Consider the following 23,687-nt stretch of genomic DNA (forward strand, 5'->3'; position numbering starts at 1 on the left):
TTGGTGAACATTAGGACACCTCCTCCACCGTGGGGATATCACGTCTTTTGCTAAATATTTTCCCGATAGGATGAATGGTACCGCCAGATGGTTTGAATAGGACATCGATCTGGGGGTAGAGGGCCAATGCCTTTTGGCAGGCCACCCTATGGCTATTGCCTACGGCTGGGGCGAGGAGAATGTCTTCCCCTTCAAGAGTGTGTAGCAGGAGACCAAAATACTGTTCGAGTTGCGAGAGTTTATTGACCTGCCAGCTTAATTGACTCAATTGGGATTCGAGCCGTTTGGGATCGGGCCTTAATCTTAACCAAACGGGTTCGCCCTGTGGCTGCTCAAACTCCTTAGTCAATAACCCGCGTCCCTGTGCCCATTGTTTCCATGCCACTTGCTTTAAGGACTCACCGAGCACATAGGGTTTAAGCCCTTTAAATTCATCTATGCCGGCAACATGTTTCCCCGCAAATTCGGGAAGGATGTCTTCGGGTTGATTATTTGTCGCCTCGAGGTGAACTGGCGCTTCTATGGGCGCGGCATACACTAAGTGCTCTGTATCGAGATCGATATGTGACCAAGCCCGGCACAGTCCGAGGGGATAGAAAGATTCAATCTTAAGGCGTCCGGGGTTGAGTCGGCCGCGCTTCCCATGCTCGAAGGGAACCAGTGCCTGAACTTCGTCCGCACCGACTTGTTTGATCATGAAGCTGAGATTCTGTGGATAGCTCAAGTTCACGTTATGACTCATGTGATTAGAACTGAGTAACACGGGAAAGGTGATGGTTTCCCCGGCGTAGACTTCAGGCGGCGCCATGGCCCGTAAATGCAATCCTGCGAGATTTTTATAGCTGTAGAGGATACACGTATTAAACAGGCTCAAGAGCAAAATACTTAACCCTATCACTAAATTGTTCTGATAGTTGGTGCCAAACAAATACAAGAGCAGCACAAGTGCCAGCCAAATCAGGCCAAAGCCGCTGGGCAGAATAAAGATGCTGCGGTGACTGAGGGTGATCTCAGTGCTCGGAGGCAGGCGCCGTGCGAGCCAGCGCTGCCATATTGGCGCCATCAATCGTTTCACTCTGGTTCACCATCTGGCTTAACCATCTTGGTTTCCTCCGATGATTTACGATTGCTACAAAATGGGATTGACGCTAGCGAGGATCCGCTCCGAAATTGCTTCTCCCTGCAGTTGGCTGCTGGTTCTGAGCCTATGTTCGGCTACGGCGCAAAACACCGCCTGTACATCTTCTGGAACCAGATAATGTCTGCCCTCTAAAAAGGCCCAGGCCTTGGCGGCTTGTAATAGTGCCTTGGTCGCTCGGGGTGATAAGCCAACACTTTCAGATTGTGTGCGGGAAAAACTCACTAGGGCCAAAATATAATTGAGCAGGGCATCGGATGCGCTGATCCTGTCGCATTGCTCCTGCAACTGCATCAATGCCATAGGTGTTAAGCATTGGGGCAGTTGATCGAGTGCGAGGTGTGAATGCTGATGCTTAAGCATGGCAAACTCCGCATCGTGGCTAGGATAACCGATGGAAAGCCGCATCATAAAACGATCTAACTGGGATTCTGGCAGTGGAAACGTGCCCGATTGATCCGTGGGGTTTTGCGTTGCAATCACAAAAAAGGGATTCGGCAGCCTGTGGGTGGTGCCATCGACGGAGATTTGTTGCTCGGCCATCGCTTCGAGTAAGGCGCTTTGGGTTTTAGGGCTGGCGCGGTTGATCTCATCGGCCAAGATCATCTGTTTAAATATCGGCCCAGGGTGAAAGACAAATTGCGCTTGATGCTTATCAAAAATCGATACCCCGAGAATATCGGCGGGTAACATGTCGCTGGTAAATTGCACCCTTTGATAGCTTAAACCTAAGCTTTGGGCGATGGCGTGGGACAGGCTGGTTTTGCCCATACCGGGCAAGTCTTCAATCAACAGATGGCCACGGGCGAGGATACAGGCCAAAGCCAAACGGATCTGCCGAGGTTTACCCAGCAATACTTGTTCAAGTTGTTGTAATAGTTCGCTGATCCCAGTTTGTGCCACGGAGGACTCCTTGTATCGTTCGCTTTATGACTACCACATTAGCACTATTACTCTCATTAAATAACAGTTCTTAATGATGCTACATCGCAGGGTATCGCACGCAGGCACGCCGTTAACTCTTCCCTGAGGGCTCCACCGCGCCATCCATGGCGCAGAGGGCCTGCTTACCGATACTCTGCTCGCCCTATAAAGTAATCTCAATTCAAAACGTCTATTTAGCACTCAGATGAATACTATCACTATGGTGGAATATACCGCGCTTATCCAGCGGATTTGTGTCCGTAAAGAATGGGTTTTTGGTCCCGAGGTGCGTTGGTTAGTCTAAACACAGCACCTGCGTAGCGCTGGGGCGGATAAACCAAGGTTTAAATAAAAAGCCTTGCACAAAATCAACCCCAATGGATTTGGCGAAGGCGAGTTGTGCCTCGGTTTCTATGCCCTCCAAAATGGTTTGTTTGCCGGTACGTTTGGCAAACTCCACTAAGGCCGCGATCAGTTGGATCCCCTTGGATTGCTCGATAAGGGTTAACCAATAGCGATCAAATTTGAGGAAGTCCACATTCAGCATCAAATCGATTGACAGTAGGGAATGAGGCGCCCCTATATCATCGAGGGCCACCTTAATATTTGCCTCTTTGAATTGGCGAAAGAGTTGATTGGCAAGCTGTGCATCGCTAATGCAGGTATTTTCAATAATTTCAACGGTAATGTGTTGATAGCCTGATAAGAGCGTGAGTAATTTTTCGGTATATGGGCCATTCACTGCATGGGGATCGACATTGATAAACAGTCGTTGCTCACTTGGGGCATGTTGCAGTTGAAAGGCTTTGGCCTGATATTCCACCGCGGCTAAGGTCGCGCTCGACTCATGCAATTGTTCAAATACCAGATTAGGGGCGATCGCTTGACCATTGGGTAAATAAAAGCGGGCGAGGGCTTCGTAGCCATCGATGCTTTGGTCCTGCGGATTGACAAAGGGTTGATATTCACAGCTTAGGGTCAGAGAGTGGAGATTGATCATTGCCAGATACAGAGATGTAATCCATGGATCGCTAATTAATTACATTTATTCCGCAGCAGTGCAATTAAGTTTACCTTAATGTTGTTTGATTGCTGCTTTAATGTGCGTTTTTATAATCAATTGAATTATATTGACTAATGTCAAGTATTTGACTCTAAGACAGTGGGGGATTTAGGCCGCTTAGCGTTTGAATTTAAGGTGGCCAAGGCCACCTTAAATGCGGATCTTCGGGTTGGGTTAATAGCTAAAATTAAGCTCTTTATCACTAAAGAGTGGCTGAGGCTTTTGCTTTTGCGCCTCATAGATCAAACGATAACTCAATACGGCTTGTACATATTCCCGGGTTTCTGTGAAGGGGATAGATTCGATAAAGCTCATGGTATCTAGCTTACCATTCGATTCAGCCAACCAGCGACGAACGCGGGAGGGGCCGGCATTATAGGCCGCCGTTGCGAGTATGCGGTTTTGGTTAAACTCCTTTAATAACTGAGCGTAATAGGCGCTGCCCAAGTTTAAATTTAACTCTGCACTATATAAGTCATCAGGATCTTTATACTTAGCCCCGTGCTTTTTGGCGGTTGCCTTAGCGGTTGCCGGCATGATTTGCATTAAGCCGCGGGCGCCGACCCCCGATGTGGCGTAGAGGAAAAATGCACTCTCGCGGCGGCTGATCGCGCGAATTTCATCGACATTGACCCTATGCTTTTTACTGGCGTGCTCAAAGCCACTTTGGTGTGCCATGGGGAAGCGTAGGGGGATGTCGTCCCACAGCTTACCTTGAATACTGGCTTCGACCCCAAAGTCATACCAGCCCTGCTCGTGGGCATAACGGCCATAGCGGGCGCGCATTGCATTATCACTGCGCTTGAGTAATGACATCCATTCATAGCGGGCATCGAAGTAGCGATCTAATGCCATCAGCTCTTTAACGCGCACAAAACCGAGATCATCCTCGAGTTTGCTGCTATTACCATCGACCACTGGCTCAGGGCTTTGGTTGAGTGATACGGGTTTATTTAATAATTGCGATGCCGCAAATCCATAAAAATTGCGTTCATTGCTGATGGTTGCTAAGGCCTTAGTGGCACTTTCAGGGGCATTTTTTGCATTGGTTCGGTATAGCCAATATTGCCAACGTTCCTTAGCGAGGGTTTCTGGCGTCAGCAAGTTCAAATAGCGGGCGATATGGCTGTGATCTTGTTCCCGTATTGCCCACCGTAGGCGGCGTTCAAACATGTCATCGCTTTTCATATCGGGTAGTACGCTATCGATAAAGTCCTTAAAGTTATTGTCTTGCTCAATCAGCACCCGACGGACAAGGAACTTTTGCAGTTGCTGTTCTTGGGGCGTAGTGAAGCGTTTAGCTTTTTGATACCGAGTATATAAATTGATGGCTTGGTCGAGATCCTTGCGCGCCAGGCGTTTTAACCCCGCGGTGACAATATCGCCAACGATGGGATTTTTATCTTTAAATTTCTCGGTATGGCGTAGGCTGTTGGGATCCTTAAACACGGCGACTAAGCGTTTGGCTTCGTTGCTGTGACTGGTGATCTTCTGGGATAAATAACTGAGCAGACTGGTTTCACCCTCATCGAAACTCAGTAGCATGCGGGCCCAAATGACTTCCTGTGTGCGTTTTCCGGCCTTGGTCCAAGCGTTAAACAGGGGATCGCATTCCTTTGGACGGGAGCCACCATAGACCCACAGCGATTGCGCTGCATTGTAGGCTAACTGTGTTTCCCCCTTGGCGAGCTTGGCTTCATAAAAATAACATTGCAGGCGCACATCCGTTGGCGCGTCCTTGGCGAGAGTAAGAAAATCATTCCAGCGTTTTTGACTGCCCGCATTGACTAAATACTTGGCGCGCAGGCGCTGGTACATGGGCGTGGTTTGATATTTATCGATAAGCGCTTTAGCCGCCTCGCCACCGAGGTCGTTGAGCCTGCCTATGTCAATATCATGATCTAGATAGATCGCCAGCGGATAATCACCCAATTTGGCGCGTAGGGGTTTATAGACTTCATAATTTTGTTTCTTCAAGGCTTTTTCAGCATCGAGAAAGGTTTTTTGCGTTGGGGTTAAAGCCCAAGCTGCAGAGGCATTAAATGCCCCTGCTATGACTATCGCGCTAGATAAAACCATATGTATTAATGGTTTGCACATGCAGTTTTTGCCTCCGGGCATCAAGGTCACAATCGACATTTCCGTATCGATTCAAGGTGAAAGAGATTCAGTTTTTAACGTATGTGCTTAATAGTGTTCGAGTGCTACGGCATCCTTAGGTTCAAGGGTTTGGGCTGTGTCCTGCTCTCTTTGATTGTGTTCGACTCTTTGGGTTTGTTCGAGATTGTTTTCTTCGACATCGTTTTCTTCGACATCGTTTTGTTCAATATCATTGTCGTCCAATGCCTCGTTGAGAGCCTTCTCAAGCAACATTTTATCCAATTGTTTGCTGGTATCTACCCCTAATTGCTGCATCAAGTGGGCTTGGCGGACTAAGTTCCCTTTACCTGAAGCCAACTTATTCATCGCACTATGATAGGTTTTTTCGGCGTTATCTAGGGCTCGGCCCAGTTTTTCCATGTCTTCAATATAGCCACAAAGCTTATCGTAAATACGGCCCGCTTGTTTGGCTATCGTCTGGGCGTGTTGGTTTTGGTATTCGTAGCGCCAGATATTGTTGATGGTGCGCAGGGCGACCAATAGATTCGTTGGGCTCACCAGCATGATGTTTTGCTCTAGGGCAAAGTTCACTAGGCTTGGATCGTGCTCTAACGCCAATAAGAATGCGGGTTCAATCGGAATAAACATCAGCACATAGTCTAGGCTTTTAAGCCCGTGTAGGCGTTGATAGTCTTTCTGGCTCAGCCCTTTTATATGGTTACGAATAGAAAGCACATGTTCGTTGATCGCCTGTTGACGCAGTTGCGGATCTTCACTGTTAAAGTAACGCTCGTAGCTTAGCAGCGACATTTTGGCATCGATCACCACATCTTTATTCTCTGGCAAATGCACTATGACATCGGGTTTAAAGCGCTTGCCATTATCATCCTTGAGATCCTGCTGGGTATGATACTCATGGCCCTCACGTAGGCCACTTTCCTGCAGTACTCGGTCTAAAATCACTTCGCCCCAGTTGCCCTGTTGCTTATTATCGCCTTTGAGCGCTTTGGTTAAGTTGATAGCGTCTTGGCTCATCTTAAGGTTGAGATCGCGCAGGTGTTCGAGTTGGTGTTTAAGGGCGCTACGTTCGGATTGTTCGTGGGTATAGGATTCACGAATTTGCTGCCTAAAACCTTCTAATTGCTGCTTAAGTGGCCCAAGTACTCCCTCTAATTGGCTGGCATTTTGGTGCTTGAAATTCTCACTGCGCTCCTCAAATATCCGATTAGCGAGGTTTTCAAACTGGGTTTGCAAACGCACTTCGGCGGTTTCGAGTGTGACAATTTTTTCCTGTAGGGAGGCGTGCTGTGCTTCGGCTTTTGCCTGAATGGTTTGCTGCATAGCATTGGATTTTGACAGGGCTAACTGTAGCTCTAACTGACGGCGCTGGCTGTCATTGACCTGTTGCTCTAAACTGGGGACGCGTTCGGCTAAGGCTTCGGCTTTGCCCAGTTGCTCAATCTTCTGCTCAAGTCTTTGCTGATACTGGCGCAGTTGGCTGTCTTTATCGTCGACCAATATTTGTTGTTGCGCGAGGGAAAGTTCAGCGTCTTCATTCACTTGACGCATTTCCTGTTCGAGTTCGTCCTTAAACTGTTGCCAGCGTTGGCGGGTTAAACGTTGATTGAGTAGGGCACCGATCAATAACCCCAAAAATGCGACGGCGAGAAGGCCGATGATGTCGGCAACGGAAAAAGATTGAGAAAATGGCATGGTCACTAGCACTCCTTTAGCTTTGGCGCTTAGGGTCGCATGCTCCCTAAAAGGCTTCAAGTGCTTTAATGAACAATCTGTTTGCCCGCTGGCTTGAATGAGCAAGTCTTATACATTTAAATCTTCAGGTTGTTTGGGTATAAGTGACAATGAAAGATTTTCCCGCATTCCACTGTCTATACCATAGAGGTTCATAGTGGCTTTAGTTGAGTGCGCTACACATGCTATGTACTCATCCTAGGGCCGACGTGAGCATAATGCAGTCGCAATAATGATAGAGGTGTCAATTGGCTAATCATTCCCGTTTTACACAAGGTATTCTTAAAAAAGCGCAGTGGCATCTGCAGGATAACCAAGTGACGCCAGAGTCGGTATTTCGTGCGCGTAGGCAAATCGTCAAAGCCATGGGCTTAGGGGCAATTGGGGCGAGTATTCCAGGTTATGTGCAGGCGGGACTGTTCGACCTCTTTGGTGAGCAACCTAAGTCCTCCTTTATTACCACACCGCTGACCTTTCAACCCAATCAGCGTTACGGCAGCGGTGAAGTGTTAACGCCCTTTGATAAAGTCACGACCCATAATAATTTTTATGAGTTTGGCACGAGCAAGCAAGATCCCGTTGATAACGCGCAACACTTTAAGGTTGATCCTTGGCAATTGCGGATCGAAGGCGAAGTTGAGCGACCAATGACGCTGGACTTTGATGATCTCACCAAACTGTTCCCTCTAGAGGAGCGAACCTACCGTTTACGGTGTGTCGAGGCCTGGTCCATGGTGATCCCTTGGGTCGGATTCCCTCTGGCGGCATTACTTAAAAAAGTTGGAGTGACCCCAAAGGGCAAGTATGTTGCCTTTGAAACCGCCTTCGATCCCGAGCAAATGCCGGGACAAAAAAGCCGCTTAATGGGCGGTGGTATTCATTATCCCTACGTTGAGGGTTTAACATTAGCCGAGGCAATGAACGATCTGACTTTGCTGTCTGTGGGCTTATATGGCAAAACCTTGCCCCCACAAAATGGCGCGCCGATACGCTTAGTGGTGCCTTGGAAATACGGTTTTAAAAGCATTAAGTCCATAGTGCGAATTCGAGTGATGGATAAACAGCCTCCCACCAGTTGGAATCAATTAGCCCCCCATGAATATGGTTTTTATGCCAACGTTAACCCCGCCGTCGATCATCCCCGCTGGTCCCAGGCGAGTGAACGTCGGATAGGTGAAGGGGGACTCTTTTCGGCGAAGCGTATCGATACCCAACCTTTCAATGGCTATGGCGAGTTTGTCGCATCGCTCTATGGTGATATGGATTTACGTAAATTCTATTGAGAGTGATGAGTTGATGGAAATGACCTATGTTTAGATTGACAGCTAAGCAGCTGATTTTGCTTAAAACAGTATTTCATCTCGTGGGGTTATTGCCCCTCGTTTTGCTCGTATTGAGTGTTATGGCAGGGCGGGCCGGTGGCGATCCCGTGCAGTACATTATTCATTTTACGGGAATAGGCGCCCTCAATGCCTTAGTGGCAACCCTACTGATTTCGCCCGTCGCTAAGGCGTTTAAGCTGGGTTTTTTAATGCAGACTCGCCGCCTCGTTGGTTTATATGTGTTTGCCTACGCCAGTTTGCATATCGCGGCTTTTTTCAGTTTAGATTTGCTGTTTGCATGGGAATTGCTGCTGAGTGAAGTGGTAAAACGTCCCTACATCTTAGTGGGAGCCGTGGCTTACCTGATAGTCACAGCCTTAGCGGTCACGTCTTTTAAGGCGTTGATGCGTAAGATGGGGCGCCGTTGGCAAACTCTGCACAATGGGGTTTACCTTGTCGCATTACTGGCGCCTATCCATTTTTATTGGTCGGTAAAATCAGAGATTATTGAGCCTAGCCTGTATCTTTTGGGCTTGAGCCTGTTGCTGTTGTGGCGTTTACCAAATTGGCATAAGAAACGTCAGACTCGCCCGGTAGATATGATAGCTAAAGAACCTAGAATCTAGATTCTCAAGCTAACAGTAAATTATCCTAGCCCTTGGGTGGCTGATTTCATCTGAATAAATTCAATTTTGTAACCATCGGGATCCTCAACGAAGGCGATCTCCGTGGTGCCACCCGCAACTGGGCCAGGGGCGCGGGTGACTTTACCACCCGCTGCCGCAATGGCTGCACAACGGGCATAAATGTCTTCATCGCCAATCGCGAGATGGCCAAAACCTGTGCCTAAATCATATTTTTCTGTCCCCCAGTTGTAGGTCAGCTCGACGACGGCTTGGCCGGTTGACTCCTCACCATAGCCAACAAAGGCTAAAGAATATTTGTACTCTGGGTTTTCTGAGGTGCGTAGTAGTTTCATGCCTAGCACTTGGGTGTAAAAAGCGATACTGCGTTCTAAGTTACCGACGCGGATCATAGTGTGTAACAGTTGCGACATGGAATTATCTCGGTAAATGAATGGCGTGCGGAGTATATCAAAGATGTGTACCCAAACAACCTGAAGATGCAGGATTCGGCGGCTGATGTTTGTGGGTTACCCCGTGGTTAACCTCACGATTTTTGAATGAATAGGGTTAATAGCGAGTGATAATTTAGCTGTTGCTCACAAAACGCATAGACAAACATGGGCTTTTATCACTAGGTTGATAATAATGTCATCATACCCACTAGGAGAGTGAATGATGAACACCGAACTTAAAATGGCGCTAGGTACTACACTTGTAATTGCTTTATTTTTCAGTGCGTTCTTTGTCTCTATCTTTTAATCTATGTTTATTGTCGACCCTTGGGCAACTCAGCCTTAGGGTATAGCTACGATTGTGGCACCATAACAATTGTGGAGATGTCTTCGCAATTGCTCCCTAACAAAAAGCCGCAGCAGCGGCTTTTTGCTTATTTATCCTTCCCATCTGACCGCGCCGTAAATCGCGCTTTTAGGCCCATTTCCCTAAAGGCAGCGTTCCTTTAGTGGCAGCATCCATAAATAGCTAGGAGAGGCTGGATGGTAAAAATTAGTTTGATTTTTAACTAATTTGATATTCATATATTTTGATTTTCAAACTATAATCCGATTGAGAGTCTACCATCAGGTATCCAATTTTGTGCCGTGTAGGGAAAAATATAATGAAATCAGAGCACGCTAGACAAGAAACCGCATATCACTCAGGTCTTGGTCACTCGATTGCCCAGTGGCAACATGGCCATGGTTTTTCGAACCAAAATACCGAGGGTGAAAAAAATACCCGCTATGTACTTTATCTGACCGTGATCACTATGGTGGCCGAGATTGTCGCTGGGACCCTATATGGTTCAATGGCGCTCCTTGCCGATGGTTGGCATATGGGAACACATGCGGCCGCTTTTATGATCACACTCTTTGCTTATTCCTATGCCCGTAAACATGCTAACGACCCAGCATTTGCCTTTGGCACGGGCAAGGTGAGTGTGCTCGGCGGTTATACCAGTGCGATAGCCTTGGGATTGGTAGCCTTAATTATGTTGATTGAATCGGGAATGCGCTTAATTAACCCGGAGCAAATTCATTTTAACGAAGCGATTTTTGTGGCGGTTATAGGCTTAACTGTCAATGTGCTCAGTGTGTTTTTGCTCAAAGATCATCATTCCCATGAGCATGGGCACCACCATGGACATCATGACCATGACGACCATGAGGATCATGATCATAGCCATTGCGGCCAGCAAGATACTCTCCATAATGCAGAGCATGAGCATGAGCATGAGCATGAGCATGAGCATGAGCATGAGCATGAGCATGAGCATGCGCACTCTGCCCATAGTCACGGCGGACATGACCACAACCTACGCGCCGCTTATTTCCATGTTTTAGCCGATGCCTTAACTTCCGTGCTGGCGATTGCCGCCTTACTCTTTGGTAAATATATGGGATTAACTTGGCTCGACCCAGTTATGGGCATAGTGGGCGCCATCATTATTAGCCGTTGGTCCTGGGGGCTCATTCAGCAAACGAGCCCCATTCTGTTGGACGGTGGGGTGAAAGCCTCTTTGCAACGTCAGGTCAGAGAAACCATCGAAGCCGTGCCCGATCACCAAGTGGCCGACTTGCATATTTGGCGTGTGAGTGCCGATCACCATGCTATTATGGTGTCAATCGTGTCCCACTCACCGAAAGAAGCCAGTTATTTTAATCAGTTACTGGCTAAATTCCCTGAGTTATCCCATATCACCATTGAGCTGCATACTTGCCACCAGCGCGAGTGTGTCACTAAGGATGACAAATGACTGTTGAGCAATTGCATGTAAGCGAGCCGCATTTAGCTTCGGCGCATTCAACCGATCAGGCGCTGAACCATGTGATTATTGAATTTTACGAAAAGCTGTCCTCTTGGGAGCATGCCATCGTCCGCGATAAAGGGTTTAGTTTATCCCAGGTACACACGATAGAACTCCTCGGTGTACACGGGGCGATGCGGATGAAGGAACTGGCCGATAAAATTGGTGTGACGACAGGTACGTTAACAGTGCAAATCGATAAGATGGTCGAAGCCCAGTGGGTGGTTCGCCGCCCCCATGAAAGTGATCGACGCTCAATATTGGTGGAGTTAACCGATAAAGGCCAAGCCTTGTTCCTCGAACATGATGCGCTGCATTTACAACTCACGACGGATTTGACCGCCAAAATGAACAGTGAAGAGCGCATAGTGCTACTCAATTTGCTTTCGCGCATGAATAGCGAGTTTTAATCTGTTTTTAAACAGCGCCCTCCATGGGCGCTTTTTTATGGTGCATTATTTATGGTGCATAGTGTCGAATTCTTTAATTTATTCTCGGTTAATCATCAAACAAGGGAACTTAATCCACTGGCGTTTGCCTACTTATCACAGCGATTAGGATAATTTTTACCTTTTAGACACAAGATGCTTACAAATTGATGGTGCAACCGAGCAAGTCCCTATAGGTTGGGGAGCAAAAAACGGTCGAATTTTCAGATATTCGGCCGTTTTTTTAGCTTGTTGCTGATCCGTTAATTGTAGCTATGATCATTTGAGCCATGACGAGCGGCTTGATACTATGGCGCAAAAAAATATAGCCGTAAGATTATCTTAAGGTATATCAGTTAGCTTCGGCCAACTACTAATTTGAGAGAGCGTTATCAGTGTTAGCGAGATTTAAGACTCTGTCGGTGAATCGATTTACTTTCATCACTGCATTATTTTACGTGTGTATTTTTAATATTTCCCTCTTCGAAGTCATTAAAAAAGGCATTGAAACACAGCCGCAAGTCGATCCGATTTTTATTGCGACCATGCCTTTGTTTCTGGCATGTGCACTGAGTTTTGTATTTTCACTCTTTACGGTTAAGTATTTGATAAAACCGTTTTTTATCATACTCACCCTGTTGTCATCGAGCGTCTCTTTTGCGGCTCTGCAATATAATGTCGTATTCGATTACGGCATGATAGAAAACACCTTACAGACTAATAGCGCCGAAGCTTTGATGTATGTGAATTTTGCTTCGATTGCCAATATGTTGTTGACGGGGATCTTACCCTCATACCTAATTTATAAGGCCGATATCCAATACAAGCCTTTCTTTAAGGAGTTGCTGCATAAAATCGTGTTTATGCTGGCCATGCTGCTCGGTGTTGGGCTGATTGCCTTCTTTTATTTCCAAGATTACGCCGCCTTTGGCCGCAATAATGACCAAATCAAACGTTATATAGTGCCAACCTATTTTATTGGCGCCGCGGCGAAATACATTAATGTACACTATTTGCAAACACCCATTGAATATCAACAGCTTGGGCTAGATGCAAGCAATGTCAGCACTAATGCCAACGGTAAGCCCAATCTACTGGTGCTGGTGGTGGGAGAGACGGCGCGCTCGATGAACCATCAATATTATGGCTATGACAAACCAACGAATGCCCATACCCAGGGCCAAGGGTTAATCGCCTTTAAAGACACCCATTCCTGCGGTACCGCCACCGCGGAGTCTCTGCCCTGCATGTTTTCCAGAATGGGGCGGGAAGATTACGATGCTCGCCGTGCCTACGCCCAAGATACGGTAATCGATGTGCTCAACCATGCAGGCATTAAAGTGCAATGGTTTGACAATGATTCGGGTTGCAAAGGGGTGTGCGATCAGGTCGAGAATATCACCATCGATTTGAATAGTGATCCTGAGCTGTGCTCGGGTCAATACTGTTTTGATCAGGTTCTGCTCAATAAATTGGATGAAGCGTTAGCTAAGGCCGAGAGCAAAGATACAGTCATCGCCCTGCATATTATCGGCAGCCATGGGCCAACGTATTTTCTGCGCTATCCTGAGCAGCACCGTAAATTTACCCCAGATTGTCAGCGTAGCGATATTCAAAACTGCAGCGCCGAAGAGTTGATGAACACCTACGATAATACGATTTTATATACTGACTATATTCTTAGCGAAGTCGTGAATAAACTTAAACATCAGCAAGATAAATTTGATACCGCCATGTTATATCTTTCCGATCATGGCGAGTCTTTGGGGGAGTCTGGCATGTATTTGCACGGCGCACCTTACAGCATCGCACCCATAGAGCAAACGAGTATTCCAATGCTTGCTTGGTTGTCGGATGGATTTAACCAAGATAACCATTTAAATCAAGAGTGTTTGGCTAATGAGGCCGCTAAGGGCGGTTTTTCCCACGATAACCTGTTTGACAGCCTGCTCGGGTTAATGAATGTGAAGACGCAGGTTTACCAAGCAGAATTAGACATATTTGCCCGCTGCCGAACCTGATCCCCTGATGTGCCGTTAAGACTGGCGCGGCTAGGGAGGTTAAGCGCTTAACGGCCAGATTTTAAAGGGGATGGTGACATCCCCTTGGCTATTTTGCGCCTTATCATAATATTTGATTATTCCCATATCCAAATCGCAGCAGTTGAGTTAACTTAGTTTATACAAAAACATAACAACTAGATGGTTTGCGATTTATGTCATCTCCTGCAGAAAATACTGAACTCGATGCAGCCGCTCAGATCCTGCGTTTAGCTGTGCCACAAATGTCTGCACTCGGTATTCCCGTCACTCCCGAAAACTATACAGTCTGGTATGAATATTTTTCGGGCATGAATCTCGACTTAAATCGTGCCATCGATGGTTTTATAGCTAATCATGTGCTGTTTACTAAGGAAGTTAATACCAGCCTCTATAAAAACTTTATCCAAGAAAAGTCTCCAGAAGTTATTGAAAATGTTCAGATTGAAACACAGATTTTGATCAACTCCCTACTCAGTAAAATCGCGCAATTGAACCAAGGTACTGTGGCCTTTTCGGGATCTTTGGCCGAATTTGGCATTAAATTACAGTCAAGCCCAGATCTGAATACCCTAAATCAATTAGTCGATGGCGTGATGGATGAGATGCAAAACCTACTGCTTAATAACCAAAATATGGAGCAGAGCCTGAATGTGATGGGACAAGAAGTACAGAGCCTCAAATCTGAGATGGAAAATTTAAGTCTGGCCGCGATGACGGATCAACTGACCTCTTTGCATAATCGCCGCGCCTATGAGTTTGCCATCCAAGACTATGTGCACTGTGCTAAGGAGCAACATACCCGTTGCAGTTTGTTATTGATTGATATTGATAAATTTAAACTTTTCAATGATACCTATGGGCATCAAATTGGCGATAAAGTGCTCGCCTACGTGGCGTTGGCCTTAAAACAATGTGTACGGGGAGATGACTTTGTGGCTCGCTATGGGGGTGAGGAGTTTGTGGTACTTTTGCCCAACACCCATTTTCACGATGCGTTGCAGGTGGCTGAAACCTTAAGGGAGCGGATCTCTGAGCGGCGGTTAACCATAGGTAAAGATAAAAAATTATCTTTAGGCGCGATAACGGTTTCCATCGGGCTTGCATCTCTACAGGAAGGGGACGATGCCGAAACCTTGTTTAGCCGCGCCGACAAAGCCCTCTACGAAGCTAAATCCGATGGTCGAAACTGTGTTAGGGGCTAAAGCTGCGATTTGTGAGCAGCAAAGCCCATTCTGGATTAGGGCTTTGCCTGCTCGGTATTAACGGCTAAGCCTCTTTGGGCGGATTTTCCTTTAAGTCCATATGCATTTTGATTAAATGCTCTTCCATATCGAAACTCACTTTGAACCCTAAACTCTTGGCGAGGCTGGCCATGTTGCGGTTCTCGAACATGGTAAAGCCAGTGAGCACTTGGGTGTCATTGGCTTGATAATATTTGATGAGTTTTTCCAGCAATAGCTTACCTAAACCTATCCCTTGGTGATCACCACGCACCGCCATGGCAAATTCGGCCTCGGTATTATCGGGATCGATGGATGCACGCACCGCGCCCAATGTGATGTCATCTCCATCAGGACCTTTGGCTGTGGCGATAAATGCCATCTCACGGGCATAATCGATTTGGGTTAATACCGCCATTTCCTCATGGGTCATTTTCGAGCGCACCCCAAAATAGCGTTTGTACCTGTCTTCATCGGAGAGTGAATTATCGAAGGCTAAATGTTTAGGTTCATCCTCGGGCAGAATGGGGCGCAGCATGACCTTAAGGCCATTTTTGAGCTCGGCGATTTCTTCTAATTCCTTCGGATAGGGCATGATAGCCAGACGCGATGAATTATCGGCGTTGGCATCATGCAGCCGAATATTCACATCGAGCAGGGTGATGTGCTCGCCCGCGGCCAGTACGGGGTTTAAATCCAAGGAGGCGATTTCGGGACAATCGATAATGATGTGGGATATTTGCGTGAGCATCACGCACAGGGCGTTCATATCTAGGCCCAGCGGTAAATGTCGGTCCTTGAGTTTGTGGGTCTTTAATGCCTGGATCACCATATAGCGGGCCAGCGCCATATTCAGCGGCGGCAGGGCAACGGCGGCATCATTCGTCGGGTCCCATTCTGAGCCGCCTTCACCTAAACAAATGGCGGGCCCAAAGACAGGGTCGCTTATCACGGCCACGCGAATTTCCTGTGCACCTGCGGTTAGGGCCATTTTTTGTACTATCATGCCCTCGATAATCGCTTCGGGATTGGCCTGATGTACCCTTTTAGTAATCGCATTGGCAGCGTGGCGGATATCTTCGGCCGAGGTTAAATTGAGCATCACCCCGTGCACATCGGATTTATGTAAGATATTCGGCGATTGCACTTTTAACGCTAAGGGATAGCCCGCCTCGTTGGCAATGGCGACCGCTTCATCGGCATCTTTCACAAACCAAGTGTCTATAGTATTAAGGCCGTAGGCCCGCAAAATGGGGCTGGCTTCGTGGGTTTCCAGCACTGATTTACCTTTAGCCTGGGCCGCCTGCAGTAATTTGCGGGCGGTGAGGCTATCGGTGGGAATATTATCGGGGATTGATTGCGGCACTTCCTGCAGCAACTTTTGGTTACGGCGATATTCAACCATATGCATAAAGGCACCAACGGCCCCTTCTGGGGTACGGTAGGTGGAGATCCCACCCTTAGTAAAGCGTTTGCGGGCCTGATAGGCTGAGTCTTCGCCGCTCCAATTGGTTAAAATATTAAGGCGATTCTTTTTGGGGTGGGCATGGATGACTTTTATCAGCGCATCGGCAATCTCCACACTTTCCCCTAAGGCTGAGGGGGAATGCAGCACCAGAATCGCATCCAACTCATCGCAGTCCATTAAAATGGTGAGTGCTTTGGCATAACGAGTTGCATTGGCATCGCCGATAATATCGACGGGATTTTGCCTTGACCAGGTATTGGGCAGCACAGCGTCCAGTTGGGCTATGGTGTTTTCCGATAATTCCGCCAACTTACCACCCCGTAGGATCAGCTCATCTACGGCGAGTACTGCAGGGCCACCGCCATTGCTGATAATGCCCAATCGTTCACCTTGCAGGGGATTGGAATGGGCGAGGCTTTCCACCGCGGCAAAGAGTTCAATCAAGTCGTTCACCCGCAGCATACCCGCACGGCGAAATGCGGCTTCATATACGGCATCATTCCCACCTACGCCACCCGTATGCAACTTAGCTGCTCGAGCTCCTTCGGGGCTGCGGCCCGATTTAATTACGAGGATGGGTTTATTGCGGGAGGCAGCGCGGGCGGCTGATAAAAAATGGCGTTTTTCATTGACTGAATCGATATACAACATGATGGCACTGGTGCGACTGTCGCGGCCAAGATAATCGAGTAATTCGTCGAAGTTAATATCGGTGGCGTCACCGAGGGAGATAAAAGATGAAAACCCAATGCCTTTGTTATTGGCCCAGTCTAACACTGTGGTGCAAATGGCGGCCGATTGGGACACGAAGGCAATTTTGCCGGGCAGGGCGCTGGCATGGGCTAAGCTGGCATTTAATCCCAGTGGTGGCAGTAACATGCCTAGGCTGTTTGGCCCTAAAATTCGCATGCCGTAACGCTTAGCATGTTGCATGGTAAGGTCGAGCAGACTCACACCCTCCTCATTAAATTCCTGCGCCATGCCAGAAGCCATAATAATGGCCACCTTACAACCAAACTGGGCCAAGGTTTCAACAATCGCGGGCACTCGGCTGGCGCGGGTACAGATAACGGCCAAATCCGGTTTAATCGGCAGGGCTTCGATATTGGGATAGGCGAGCACCCCCATCACAGCGCGATATTTTGGTGTGACAGGCATAATGGGCCCTGAAAAACCGCTGGAGAGCAGGTTTTTCATCAACACATTGCCTGCACGTTTGTCGGTGTTCGAGGCGCCGATAATGGCAACGGAAGTCGGTTTAAATAAGGAGTTTAACGTACGTTGACTCATAAGCGATCCCATCCCAATCAATGACTCTGACAGTGTAACCTAGGGTTTGCTGGCTGCACAGCTAAGTTTATGTATCTACTAAGACTATAAGATGAATTGAGTCGGTTTTACTGAATGAAGTTACCCGAGTGGATAATAGGTTTGATAAACTCAGCGTCGATGATATCCAAATCCGTTTCTAATACATTTGGCAGTGGTAATCAATGACAGGATTTTACGAGTTTTTTAGTTTACCCGATGAGGTTGAGGTTGTTTGTCCCTTATGTGATGGTTGTGCTACTTTCACCTATGCTCATGTTTTAAAAATAGAAAAAAAAGATGCCCATTTATTTGAAAACGGGCAGTTTGAGATCAAACAATTTAACCAAAGATTTGCTCATAAATGGCCCGGCGTGCTGTTTTTTCCTCCCTTATTCGGTGCCGTGTCTTGGCGGGAAAAATTGCCAGAAAAATACCAAGGTGCTTCGACTTGGGAGCATAGAGCAAATAGTGCTTTTACGGACGGCACAGATCTTGGCCTTATTTGTTGTCATCAATGTATGGCAAAACAGAAACATCAACTTGAATGGCCACAAGATGCATTTTATTCAATTGAATTTAAAGGCCATTTACTTTGGGCATTTAATAAATTGATGATGCAGCAGATCCGTGATTATATTCAGGCTAAAGATCGCGACGCGGTATTTGCGTCTGAGCCAATCGCCATTCGACATTTGCCAACGGTTTTTAAACTGGCTAAAAATCGCGAGGGATTAGTCAAAAAAATCAATAAGCTCATTTACCGCCCATAGTTTATGAAAATGGCTCGGTAATGTTGATAACGGGCTGTATTAATAAGAAAGCCATCATTGGTTATCCAATGATGGCTTTTTAATGTGATAACCCAGCGTTAATCGATATGAGTGAGTCGCGCGATACTAAGCGCGCTGTTTTGCCATAATGTCAGCTTGGCTTGAAAGATATTCATCGAATGTGCCTTGGAAGTTAATCAATTTTTTATCTTTAATATCAATGATCCGCGTTGCCAATGATGAAACAAATTCACGGTCGTGGCTGACGAATATTAAGGTGCCTTCAAAGTCTTTGAGTGCATTATTTAAGGCTTCAATGGCTTCCATATCCATATGGTTGGTGGGTTCATCCATGATGATGACGTTGATGTCTTGCATCATTAACTTACCGAAAATTAAACGGTTTTTCTCACCGCCAGAACAGTTGCGGGCTTTTTTATTGGCGTCATCTTCGGTAAACAGCAGGCGACCAAGCATGGCGCGGACCATTAGGTCGTTATGCTTAGGTTGGCGCCATTGGTCCATCCATTCCATGATGGTGAGATCGTTATCAAAATCTGAGGTGCTGTCCTGTGGGCAATAACCGATAGAGGCATTTTCGGACCACTTAATCACGCCTTCATTGTGGATGAATTCATTGACTAAACAGCGTAATAGGGTGGTTTTACCTACGCCGTTTTCGCCGATAATCGCCAGTTTGGCGCCCGCTTCGAGGATTAAATCGCCGCCTTGGAAGAGCAACTCACCGTCAAAACCGTGGCCAAGATTTTCAAGGATCAAGGCTTGGCGGTGCATTTTTTTGCCCGCGGCAAAGCGAATGGATGGGGTGATCCGGCTCGATGATTTCACTTCATCTAGCTTAATTTTATCCATGCGTTTGGCGCGCGAACTGGCTTGCTTGGCCTTAGAGGCGTTAGCGCCAAAGCGGTTAACAAAGTCCTGCAACTCTTCAATCTCGGCACTCTTTTTAGCGTTACCCGCCAATAGCTGTTCACGCAGTAGGGAGGATTGGGCTAAAAAGTATTCGTAGTTGCCGGGGTAAATGCGCAGCTCGCCGTAATCGATATCCGCCATATGTGTACAGACGGCATTTAAGAAATGCCGATCGTGGGAGATGATGATCATGGTGCATTTGCGCTTATTCAGCTCAGTTTCAAGCCAACTAATGGTATGAATATCCAAGTTGTTGGTCGGTTCGTCGAGCAGCAAAATATCGGGATTAGCAAACAGGGCCTGGGCTAATAACACCCGCAGTTTCCAGCCCGGCGCCACCTGGGACATAGGACCGTAATGAAAGGATTCCTCAATGCCCGCTTCGATGAGGATTTCGCCTGCGCGGCTCTCTGCACTGTAACCGTCCATTTTGGCAAATTCGCTTTCAAGATCGCCAACCCGCATGCCGTCTTCTTCACTCATGTCTGGCTTGGCGTAAATGGCATCACGCTCTTGTTTGACTTTCCACAGCTGCACATCACCCATGATCACCGCATCGATAACTGTGTATTGTTCAAAGGCGAATTGATCTTGGCTTAGGGTGCCGACCTTTAATCCTGGGGTGATGGACACGTTGCCCGAGGTGGGGGCGAGTGTCCCGCTTAAGATTTTCATAAAGGTGGATTTGCCACAGCCATTAGCGCCAATCAAACCATAACGGTTGCCGTTGCCAAATTTTGCCGAGATATTTTCAAATAATGGCTCGGGGCCGAATTGCATGGTGATATTTGCGGTAGAGATCAAGGGTATGTCCTAGGGGTAACGTCTTAATAAAAGGCTTAACCGGCAGTGTTGCTACAAATGCCATGCAACAATGATGCTGATATCAGCAAAGTCTTGGCCAAGATAATTTGGCCGCGCAGTATAGCGATTAACCACGTAAGATGCGAGCAAACAAACGCCTAAATAACGGTTCCTTATTATCGATATTGCAGGATATTCCAGCAGGCGCGCTTTTTGACTCTTTCATCAAATTGAACTGTGATATATGAATGATTATTCTAAAAAATTAATCTTCGTTAAAAATTTTACGGGGTTTATAGTTTTATTTTTGCATATATATGAATAATTACTCAGTTTGCGACTCATTTGGCAAGTGGTGAACGACGGTTGTGATTGAGTGAACGGTCGCGGTATTTAACGGTGAACACTGCTAACCTATATGGGTGTTGGAGGTATGCGAATGAAAAAAGAACCCCTTGAATCGATTTATCCATTTTTAACCGAGGCGCTACGCTTAAGCCAAAATGGCCTTGCAGTGTTGGATGAAAATAATCATTTTATCTTTTATAACAATACCTTTGCTCAGATGTTTGGCTTTGACGATCAAGATATGGTTGGACGTCATTTTGACGATATGATGCGGTTAGCCTTTATCCGTAAACAAGGGCCAAATATTGAACGAGATACGGTTGAAGAGTGGCTTGAGCATATTCATACGCATCAACGGCAAGTGAATTTTAGGCGTTTTGAAGTCGACCTAGTCGATGGCCGTTGGCTACAGCTGTCGGAGCAGGTGTATCACAATGGACATATGACGATTGTCTGCACCGATATCACCCCACTAAAACAGGTTGAGTTTGCCTTAAGGGATGCAAAAACTGAATTGAAACGGTTAGCACTGACCGATGAATTGACGGGTATTGCCAATCGGCGGCATTTTTTCCAGCAGTTAGCGCATGAAATCAAACGATTGAAGCAATTAAAACAGCCTCTTTGCCTTGCAATGCTGGATATAGATTATTTCAAACGGGTCAACGATCGTTATGGTCATCAAGTGGGTGATAGTGTGTTACAGCACTTTACAGCATTGGTTGTCGCTCATATTCGTCCCTACGATATTTTTGGCCGTTTAGGAGGAGAAGAGTTTGCGATCCTGTTGCCCGAAATTACGGTTGCTGAGGCCAAAGCGGTTATCGAGCGTCTAATGCAAAAGCTGGCTGAATCGGATTTGTCCCATATTGCGCCGGATTTTCATTATCAATTTTCGGCGGGGTTAAGCGCACTAATGCCTATGTCATTACAAGAAGGTGCTGAGTATGAGCCCAACAACAGGGCGACTGGGAGTCAAAATACCCCAATGGATCGAGAAAGCCTGTGTCGCTCAGATGCGGAAAAGCTGGTGGCTGAGGCGGATAAAGCGTTGTACCACGCCAAAAATACTGGGCGAAATCGGCTGGTGAGCTGGGAAGATATTGAATGAGTGCCCGAGGAGTGGTCCTAAGTGTTGACCATAGCGGTATGGATTACGTTTTGTTCAATACAGTTTTCGCTTAATATACTGGGCTAATTTCCATTGCGCTTTGCCTCTTAATTGAAGGGATATAGTGTTAATCCACCAGCAATATACTCGCCAGGGGCCCGATTATCGCTTCGGTGAGCAAGTGACATTTCTCGATATCAAACAAACCTTTGGCTTTAGTCATGTGCGCGTGGGGCGCTGGGTGACGCGGGAAGAGTCCCGCATTGCGGCTAATTTAGTGTTTGATTCACTGGCTGATCTCGCTTTTATCCTAAAACTGCCGCCGTTAACCTTAGGATTACGCCAAAGTTTAAGCCTTGCCTTTGGTCATGGTGGGCAAAAGGGCGTGCAGGCCCATTATGCACCCGCATCGAAAGAGCTGGCTTTGGCGAAGAATGCGGGGGCAGGGGCTTTAGCCCATGAGTTTTGGCATGCATTTGATCATTATGTCGCCGATAAAGCCTTTTTCCCTCAGGCGAAGCGTTTTCAATGCGCCAGTGATCTTTGGCTTGGCGATATGTCGATGATTGAACATCCTTTGAATCAGCGTTTATCTGAGATTTTTAGGGTAACACTGCTGAGCCAAGATAGTTCAGAGCCCAGCGATTATGTTCGTCAAGCGATTGCGTTAGATAAGCGTTATGCGGCCCAGTATTTTTCACGGCCAACCGAAATGATGGCCAGAGCCTTTGAGGCATGTATTGAATCCTATCAGGATATTACCAATCCCTATCTGGTGTCTGGCACCCGATATTCTGCCTTGGCGAAGGAAGGGGCTTATCCCGACGAGCATCATCGAAAGACGATTTTTTCAGCCTTGATAAATTACTTTGAACCCTTAGGGATAGCGCTAGGGAAATAGTACCGAGTCCGCGATTTGCTGGCAGTAGGCTAGCTGATGCCGAATGAAATCTAAATAGTGTGAAGCATCATAATCCATTAAAAACCAATAGCTTGGTTTTGTTTCCGGCATATGATTAAAAAATAAGGCTTCATAGTCTGTTAAGTCGACCCTTTGAGCATAAGACAACCAAGTGCTGGTGGGCGTTTGCGACAGGGCAATGAGAGCATTCAACTGCTCCTGCCTGAGTTGGAGACTGGCTTTAGCATCCACAGGGTTTTGCCGTAGGACATCCAATAGAAGAAAGGGATTATCATTACTAATGGTGTGGGAGGACTCAATTTCTACAGGTAATAGGGCAAATTCATCCCAGGCTAATCGATGTGAAAACAGTGCTTTTGCCAGTCTTCTTTCCCCTAACCAGTTATGCACCATACAAGGCAAATGCTGAGCAGTGGCAAGATCTGCCGTTCTCTGAAGGCTTGGGAGTAAGGACATGCGCTGTACTGTCACTGTATTGGCGAGTTGTACCAACAAGGCTATAGTTGTCAGCCCAGAGGAGGGCCAACATCCAAGCTGTGGGGTCAGTTCCGTTGCCACTTGGGTTAAGGCTCTGGCGAGTAAAGCGCCTTGTTCATGGCCATGTACCACAAAGGCATATTGGGAGTCAGCAAAGCCACCATTGGCAATATTGATGAGTTTCGAAGCGTTAAGCTCAGCTTGAGCTAAGTTAGCCTGCGCTTGCTGATATTGAGTCCCATTGAAAACAAATGTGGTGCCTACTGCCGCGGGCTGCCAAGCACCGGATGCATTACCTATGATAGTGGCTTGCTCAAAGTGAATTTGTGCCGCAAGTTCAGCCAGATCTAACCTAGGTTGTGGCCTAGATAAGTGGGTAAGCATGTGTGTATGGGACTGATGCGGTTTGATTTTTGGCATAAATTATCAAATATACTATTGCTTAGGCAGCAACCTTAGGCATACAAAGTGGTGGCTGTGCGTGGTGCTCTATTGTAATAGATATCCCCTTGTTGCTAAAGGTGTCTTCTTGTCTGGTATTTTCTATCACTGTTTTTGTGAACTGTATTGTAATTAAAAATAATTACCAACATATCGTATTGATAACAATTCGCATTACATTT

At 46.9% G+C, this 23,687-nt stretch carries 18 protein-coding genes; 9 read left to right on the top strand and 9 right to left on the bottom strand.

The window, feature by feature from the left end; all coding sequences use genetic code 11:
- Positions 1-10: 10 nt before the first annotated feature.
- The 5 genes from MJO46_RS01705 to rmuC form a co-directional block, all read right to left on the bottom strand.
- Positions 11-1,063 (bottom strand): DUF58 domain-containing protein, encoded by a 1,053-nt coding sequence (locus MJO46_RS01705; RefSeq protein ID WP_253987857.1) that lies wholly within the window; start codon positions 1,061-1,063, stop codon positions 11-13.
- Positions 1,064-1,129: 66 nt separating this feature from the next.
- Positions 1,130-2,041: a MoxR family ATPase gene (locus MJO46_RS01710; RefSeq protein ID WP_253987828.1), complete on the bottom strand. Its 912-nt coding sequence runs from the start codon at positions 2,039-2,041 to the stop codon at positions 1,130-1,132.
- A gap of 316 nt (positions 2,042-2,357) precedes the next feature.
- On the bottom strand, positions 2,358-3,062 hold the full coding sequence (locus tag MJO46_RS01715; RefSeq protein WP_253987829.1) for an EAL domain-containing protein: 705 nt from the start codon (positions 3,060-3,062) through the stop codon (positions 2,358-2,360).
- Between the two features lie 237 nt (positions 3,063-3,299).
- The gene (locus tag MJO46_RS01720) at positions 3,300-5,225 is read right to left on the bottom strand and encodes a transglycosylase SLT domain-containing protein (RefSeq protein ID WP_253987830.1); all 1,926 of its coding nucleotides are present in this window, start codon (positions 5,223-5,225) and stop codon (positions 3,300-3,302) included.
- Positions 5,226-5,312: 87 nt separating this feature from the next.
- Positions 5,313-6,938: a DNA recombination protein RmuC gene (gene rmuC, locus MJO46_RS01725; RefSeq protein WP_253987831.1), complete on the bottom strand. Its 1,626-nt coding sequence runs from the start codon at positions 6,936-6,938 to the stop codon at positions 5,313-5,315.
- Positions 6,939-7,225: 287 nt separating this feature from the next.
- Here rmuC and msrP point away from each other — a divergent pair, with 287 nt between their 5' ends.
- Positions 7,226-8,260: a protein-methionine-sulfoxide reductase catalytic subunit MsrP gene (gene msrP / locus MJO46_RS01730; protein WP_253987832.1), complete on the top strand. Its 1,035-nt coding sequence runs from the start codon at positions 7,226-7,228 to the stop codon at positions 8,258-8,260.
- A 26-nt stretch (positions 8,261-8,286) separates the two neighbouring features.
- The gene (msrQ, locus tag MJO46_RS01735) at positions 8,287-8,925 is read left to right on the top strand and encodes a protein-methionine-sulfoxide reductase heme-binding subunit MsrQ (RefSeq protein ID WP_253987833.1); all 639 of its coding nucleotides are present in this window, start codon (positions 8,287-8,289) and stop codon (positions 8,923-8,925) included.
- Between the two features lie 20 nt (positions 8,926-8,945).
- Here msrQ and gloA read toward each other — a convergent pair whose 3' ends face one another.
- Positions 8,946-9,356 carry a lactoylglutathione lyase gene (gene gloA / locus MJO46_RS01740; RefSeq protein WP_253987834.1) on the bottom strand — a complete coding sequence of 137 codons (411 nt, stop codon included), beginning with the start codon at positions 9,354-9,356 and terminating at the stop codon, positions 8,946-8,948.
- 686 nt (positions 9,357-10,042) lie between these two features.
- Between gloA and MJO46_RS01745 the strand changes: the two genes are divergently transcribed.
- The 4 genes from MJO46_RS01745 to MJO46_RS01760 all read left to right on the top strand — a co-directional run bounded on the left by MJO46_RS01745 (position 10,043) and on the right by MJO46_RS01760 (position 14,902).
- Complete coding sequence (locus MJO46_RS01745; RefSeq protein WP_253987835.1) at positions 10,043-11,179, top strand: cation diffusion facilitator family transporter; 1,137 nt, start codon at positions 10,043-10,045, stop codon at positions 11,177-11,179.
- On the top strand, positions 11,176-11,640 hold the full coding sequence (locus MJO46_RS01750; protein WP_253987836.1) for a MarR family winged helix-turn-helix transcriptional regulator: 465 nt from the start codon (positions 11,176-11,178) through the stop codon (positions 11,638-11,640). The genes MJO46_RS01745 and MJO46_RS01750 overlap by 4 nt, the downstream gene beginning before the upstream one ends.
- A 413-nt stretch (positions 11,641-12,053) precedes the next feature.
- Positions 12,054-13,679: a phosphoethanolamine--lipid A transferase gene (locus MJO46_RS01755; RefSeq protein ID WP_253987837.1), complete on the top strand. Its 1,626-nt coding sequence runs from the start codon at positions 12,054-12,056 to the stop codon at positions 13,677-13,679.
- A 194-nt stretch (positions 13,680-13,873) separates the two neighbouring features.
- A complete protein-coding gene (locus MJO46_RS01760; RefSeq protein WP_253987838.1) occupies positions 13,874-14,902 on the top strand; it encodes a GGDEF domain-containing protein in 1,029 nt (342 codons plus the stop codon).
- A 64-nt stretch (positions 14,903-14,966) separates the two neighbouring features.
- Here the strand turns inward: MJO46_RS01760 and MJO46_RS01765 are convergent, their stop codons facing one another.
- On the bottom strand, positions 14,967-17,678 hold the full coding sequence (locus MJO46_RS01765) for an acetate--CoA ligase family protein (protein ID WP_253987839.1): 2,712 nt from the start codon (positions 17,676-17,678) through the stop codon (positions 14,967-14,969).
- A 203-nt stretch (positions 17,679-17,881) separates the two neighbouring features.
- Here MJO46_RS01765 and MJO46_RS01770 point away from each other — a divergent pair, with 203 nt between their 5' ends.
- Positions 17,882-18,469, top strand: coding sequence for a hypothetical protein (locus MJO46_RS01770; protein ID WP_253987840.1), 588 nt, complete (start codon positions 17,882-17,884; stop codon positions 18,467-18,469).
- A gap of 126 nt (positions 18,470-18,595) precedes the next feature.
- On the opposite strand, the gene MJO46_RS01775 is transcribed toward MJO46_RS01770, so the two are convergent.
- A complete protein-coding gene (locus tag MJO46_RS01775) occupies positions 18,596-20,206 on the bottom strand; it encodes an ABC-F family ATPase (RefSeq protein ID WP_253987841.1) in 1,611 nt (536 codons plus the stop codon).
- A gap of 439 nt (positions 20,207-20,645) precedes the next feature.
- Between MJO46_RS01775 and MJO46_RS01780 the strand changes: the two genes are divergently transcribed.
- Complete coding sequence (locus MJO46_RS01780) at positions 20,646-21,665, top strand: sensor domain-containing diguanylate cyclase (RefSeq protein WP_253987842.1); 1,020 nt, start codon at positions 20,646-20,648, stop codon at positions 21,663-21,665.
- Positions 21,666-21,789: 124 nt separating this feature from the next.
- Complete coding sequence (locus tag MJO46_RS01785) at positions 21,790-22,566, top strand: CLCA_X family protein (RefSeq protein WP_253987843.1); 777 nt, start codon at positions 21,790-21,792, stop codon at positions 22,564-22,566.
- Here MJO46_RS01785 and MJO46_RS01790 read toward each other — a convergent pair.
- A complete protein-coding gene (locus tag MJO46_RS01790; protein WP_253987844.1) occupies positions 22,555-23,484 on the bottom strand; it encodes a hypothetical protein in 930 nt (309 codons plus the stop codon). The genes MJO46_RS01785 and MJO46_RS01790 overlap by 12 nt on opposite strands.
- Positions 23,485-23,687 lie beyond the last annotated feature (203 nt).

This window comes from Shewanella sp. KJ2020, assembly GCF_024197625.1.
Classification (GTDB): Bacteria; Pseudomonadota; Gammaproteobacteria; order Enterobacterales; family Shewanellaceae; genus Shewanella.

Coding starts and splice junctions, on each gene's coding strand:
- MJO46_RS01705 (WP_253987857.1), bottom strand. CDS start 1,063: ATGGCGCCAATATGGCAGCGCTGGCTCGCACGGCGCCTGCCTCCGAGC.
- MJO46_RS01715 (WP_253987829.1), bottom strand. CDS start 3,062: ATGATCAATCTCCACTCTCTGACCCTAAGCTGTGAATATCAACCCTTT.
- MJO46_RS01720 (WP_253987830.1), bottom strand. CDS start 5,225: ATGTGCAAACCATTAATACATATGGTTTTATCTAGCGCGATAGTCATA.
- rmuC (WP_253987831.1), bottom strand. CDS start 6,938: ATGCCATTTTCTCAATCTTTTTCCGTTGCCGACATCATCGGCCTTCTC.
- msrQ (WP_253987833.1), top strand. CDS start 8,287: ATGTTTAGATTGACAGCTAAGCAGCTGATTTTGCTTAAAACAGTATTT.
- gloA (WP_253987834.1), bottom strand. CDS start 9,356: ATGTCGCAACTGTTACACACTATGATCCGCGTCGGTAACTTAGAACGC.
- MJO46_RS01745 (WP_253987835.1), top strand. CDS start 10,043: ATGAAATCAGAGCACGCTAGACAAGAAACCGCATATCACTCAGGTCTT.
- MJO46_RS01750 (WP_253987836.1), top strand. CDS start 11,176: ATGACTGTTGAGCAATTGCATGTAAGCGAGCCGCATTTAGCTTCGGCG.
- MJO46_RS01760 (WP_253987838.1), top strand. CDS start 13,874: ATGTCATCTCCTGCAGAAAATACTGAACTCGATGCAGCCGCTCAGATC.
- MJO46_RS01765 (WP_253987839.1), bottom strand. CDS start 17,678: ATGAGTCAACGTACGTTAAACTCCTTATTTAAACCGACTTCCGTTGCC.
- MJO46_RS01770 (WP_253987840.1), top strand. CDS start 17,882: ATGACAGGATTTTACGAGTTTTTTAGTTTACCCGATGAGGTTGAGGTT.
- MJO46_RS01780 (WP_253987842.1), top strand. CDS start 20,646: ATGAAAAAAGAACCCCTTGAATCGATTTATCCATTTTTAACCGAGGCG.
- MJO46_RS01790 (WP_253987844.1), bottom strand. CDS start 23,484: ATGCCAAAAATCAAACCGCATCAGTCCCATACACACATGCTTACCCAC.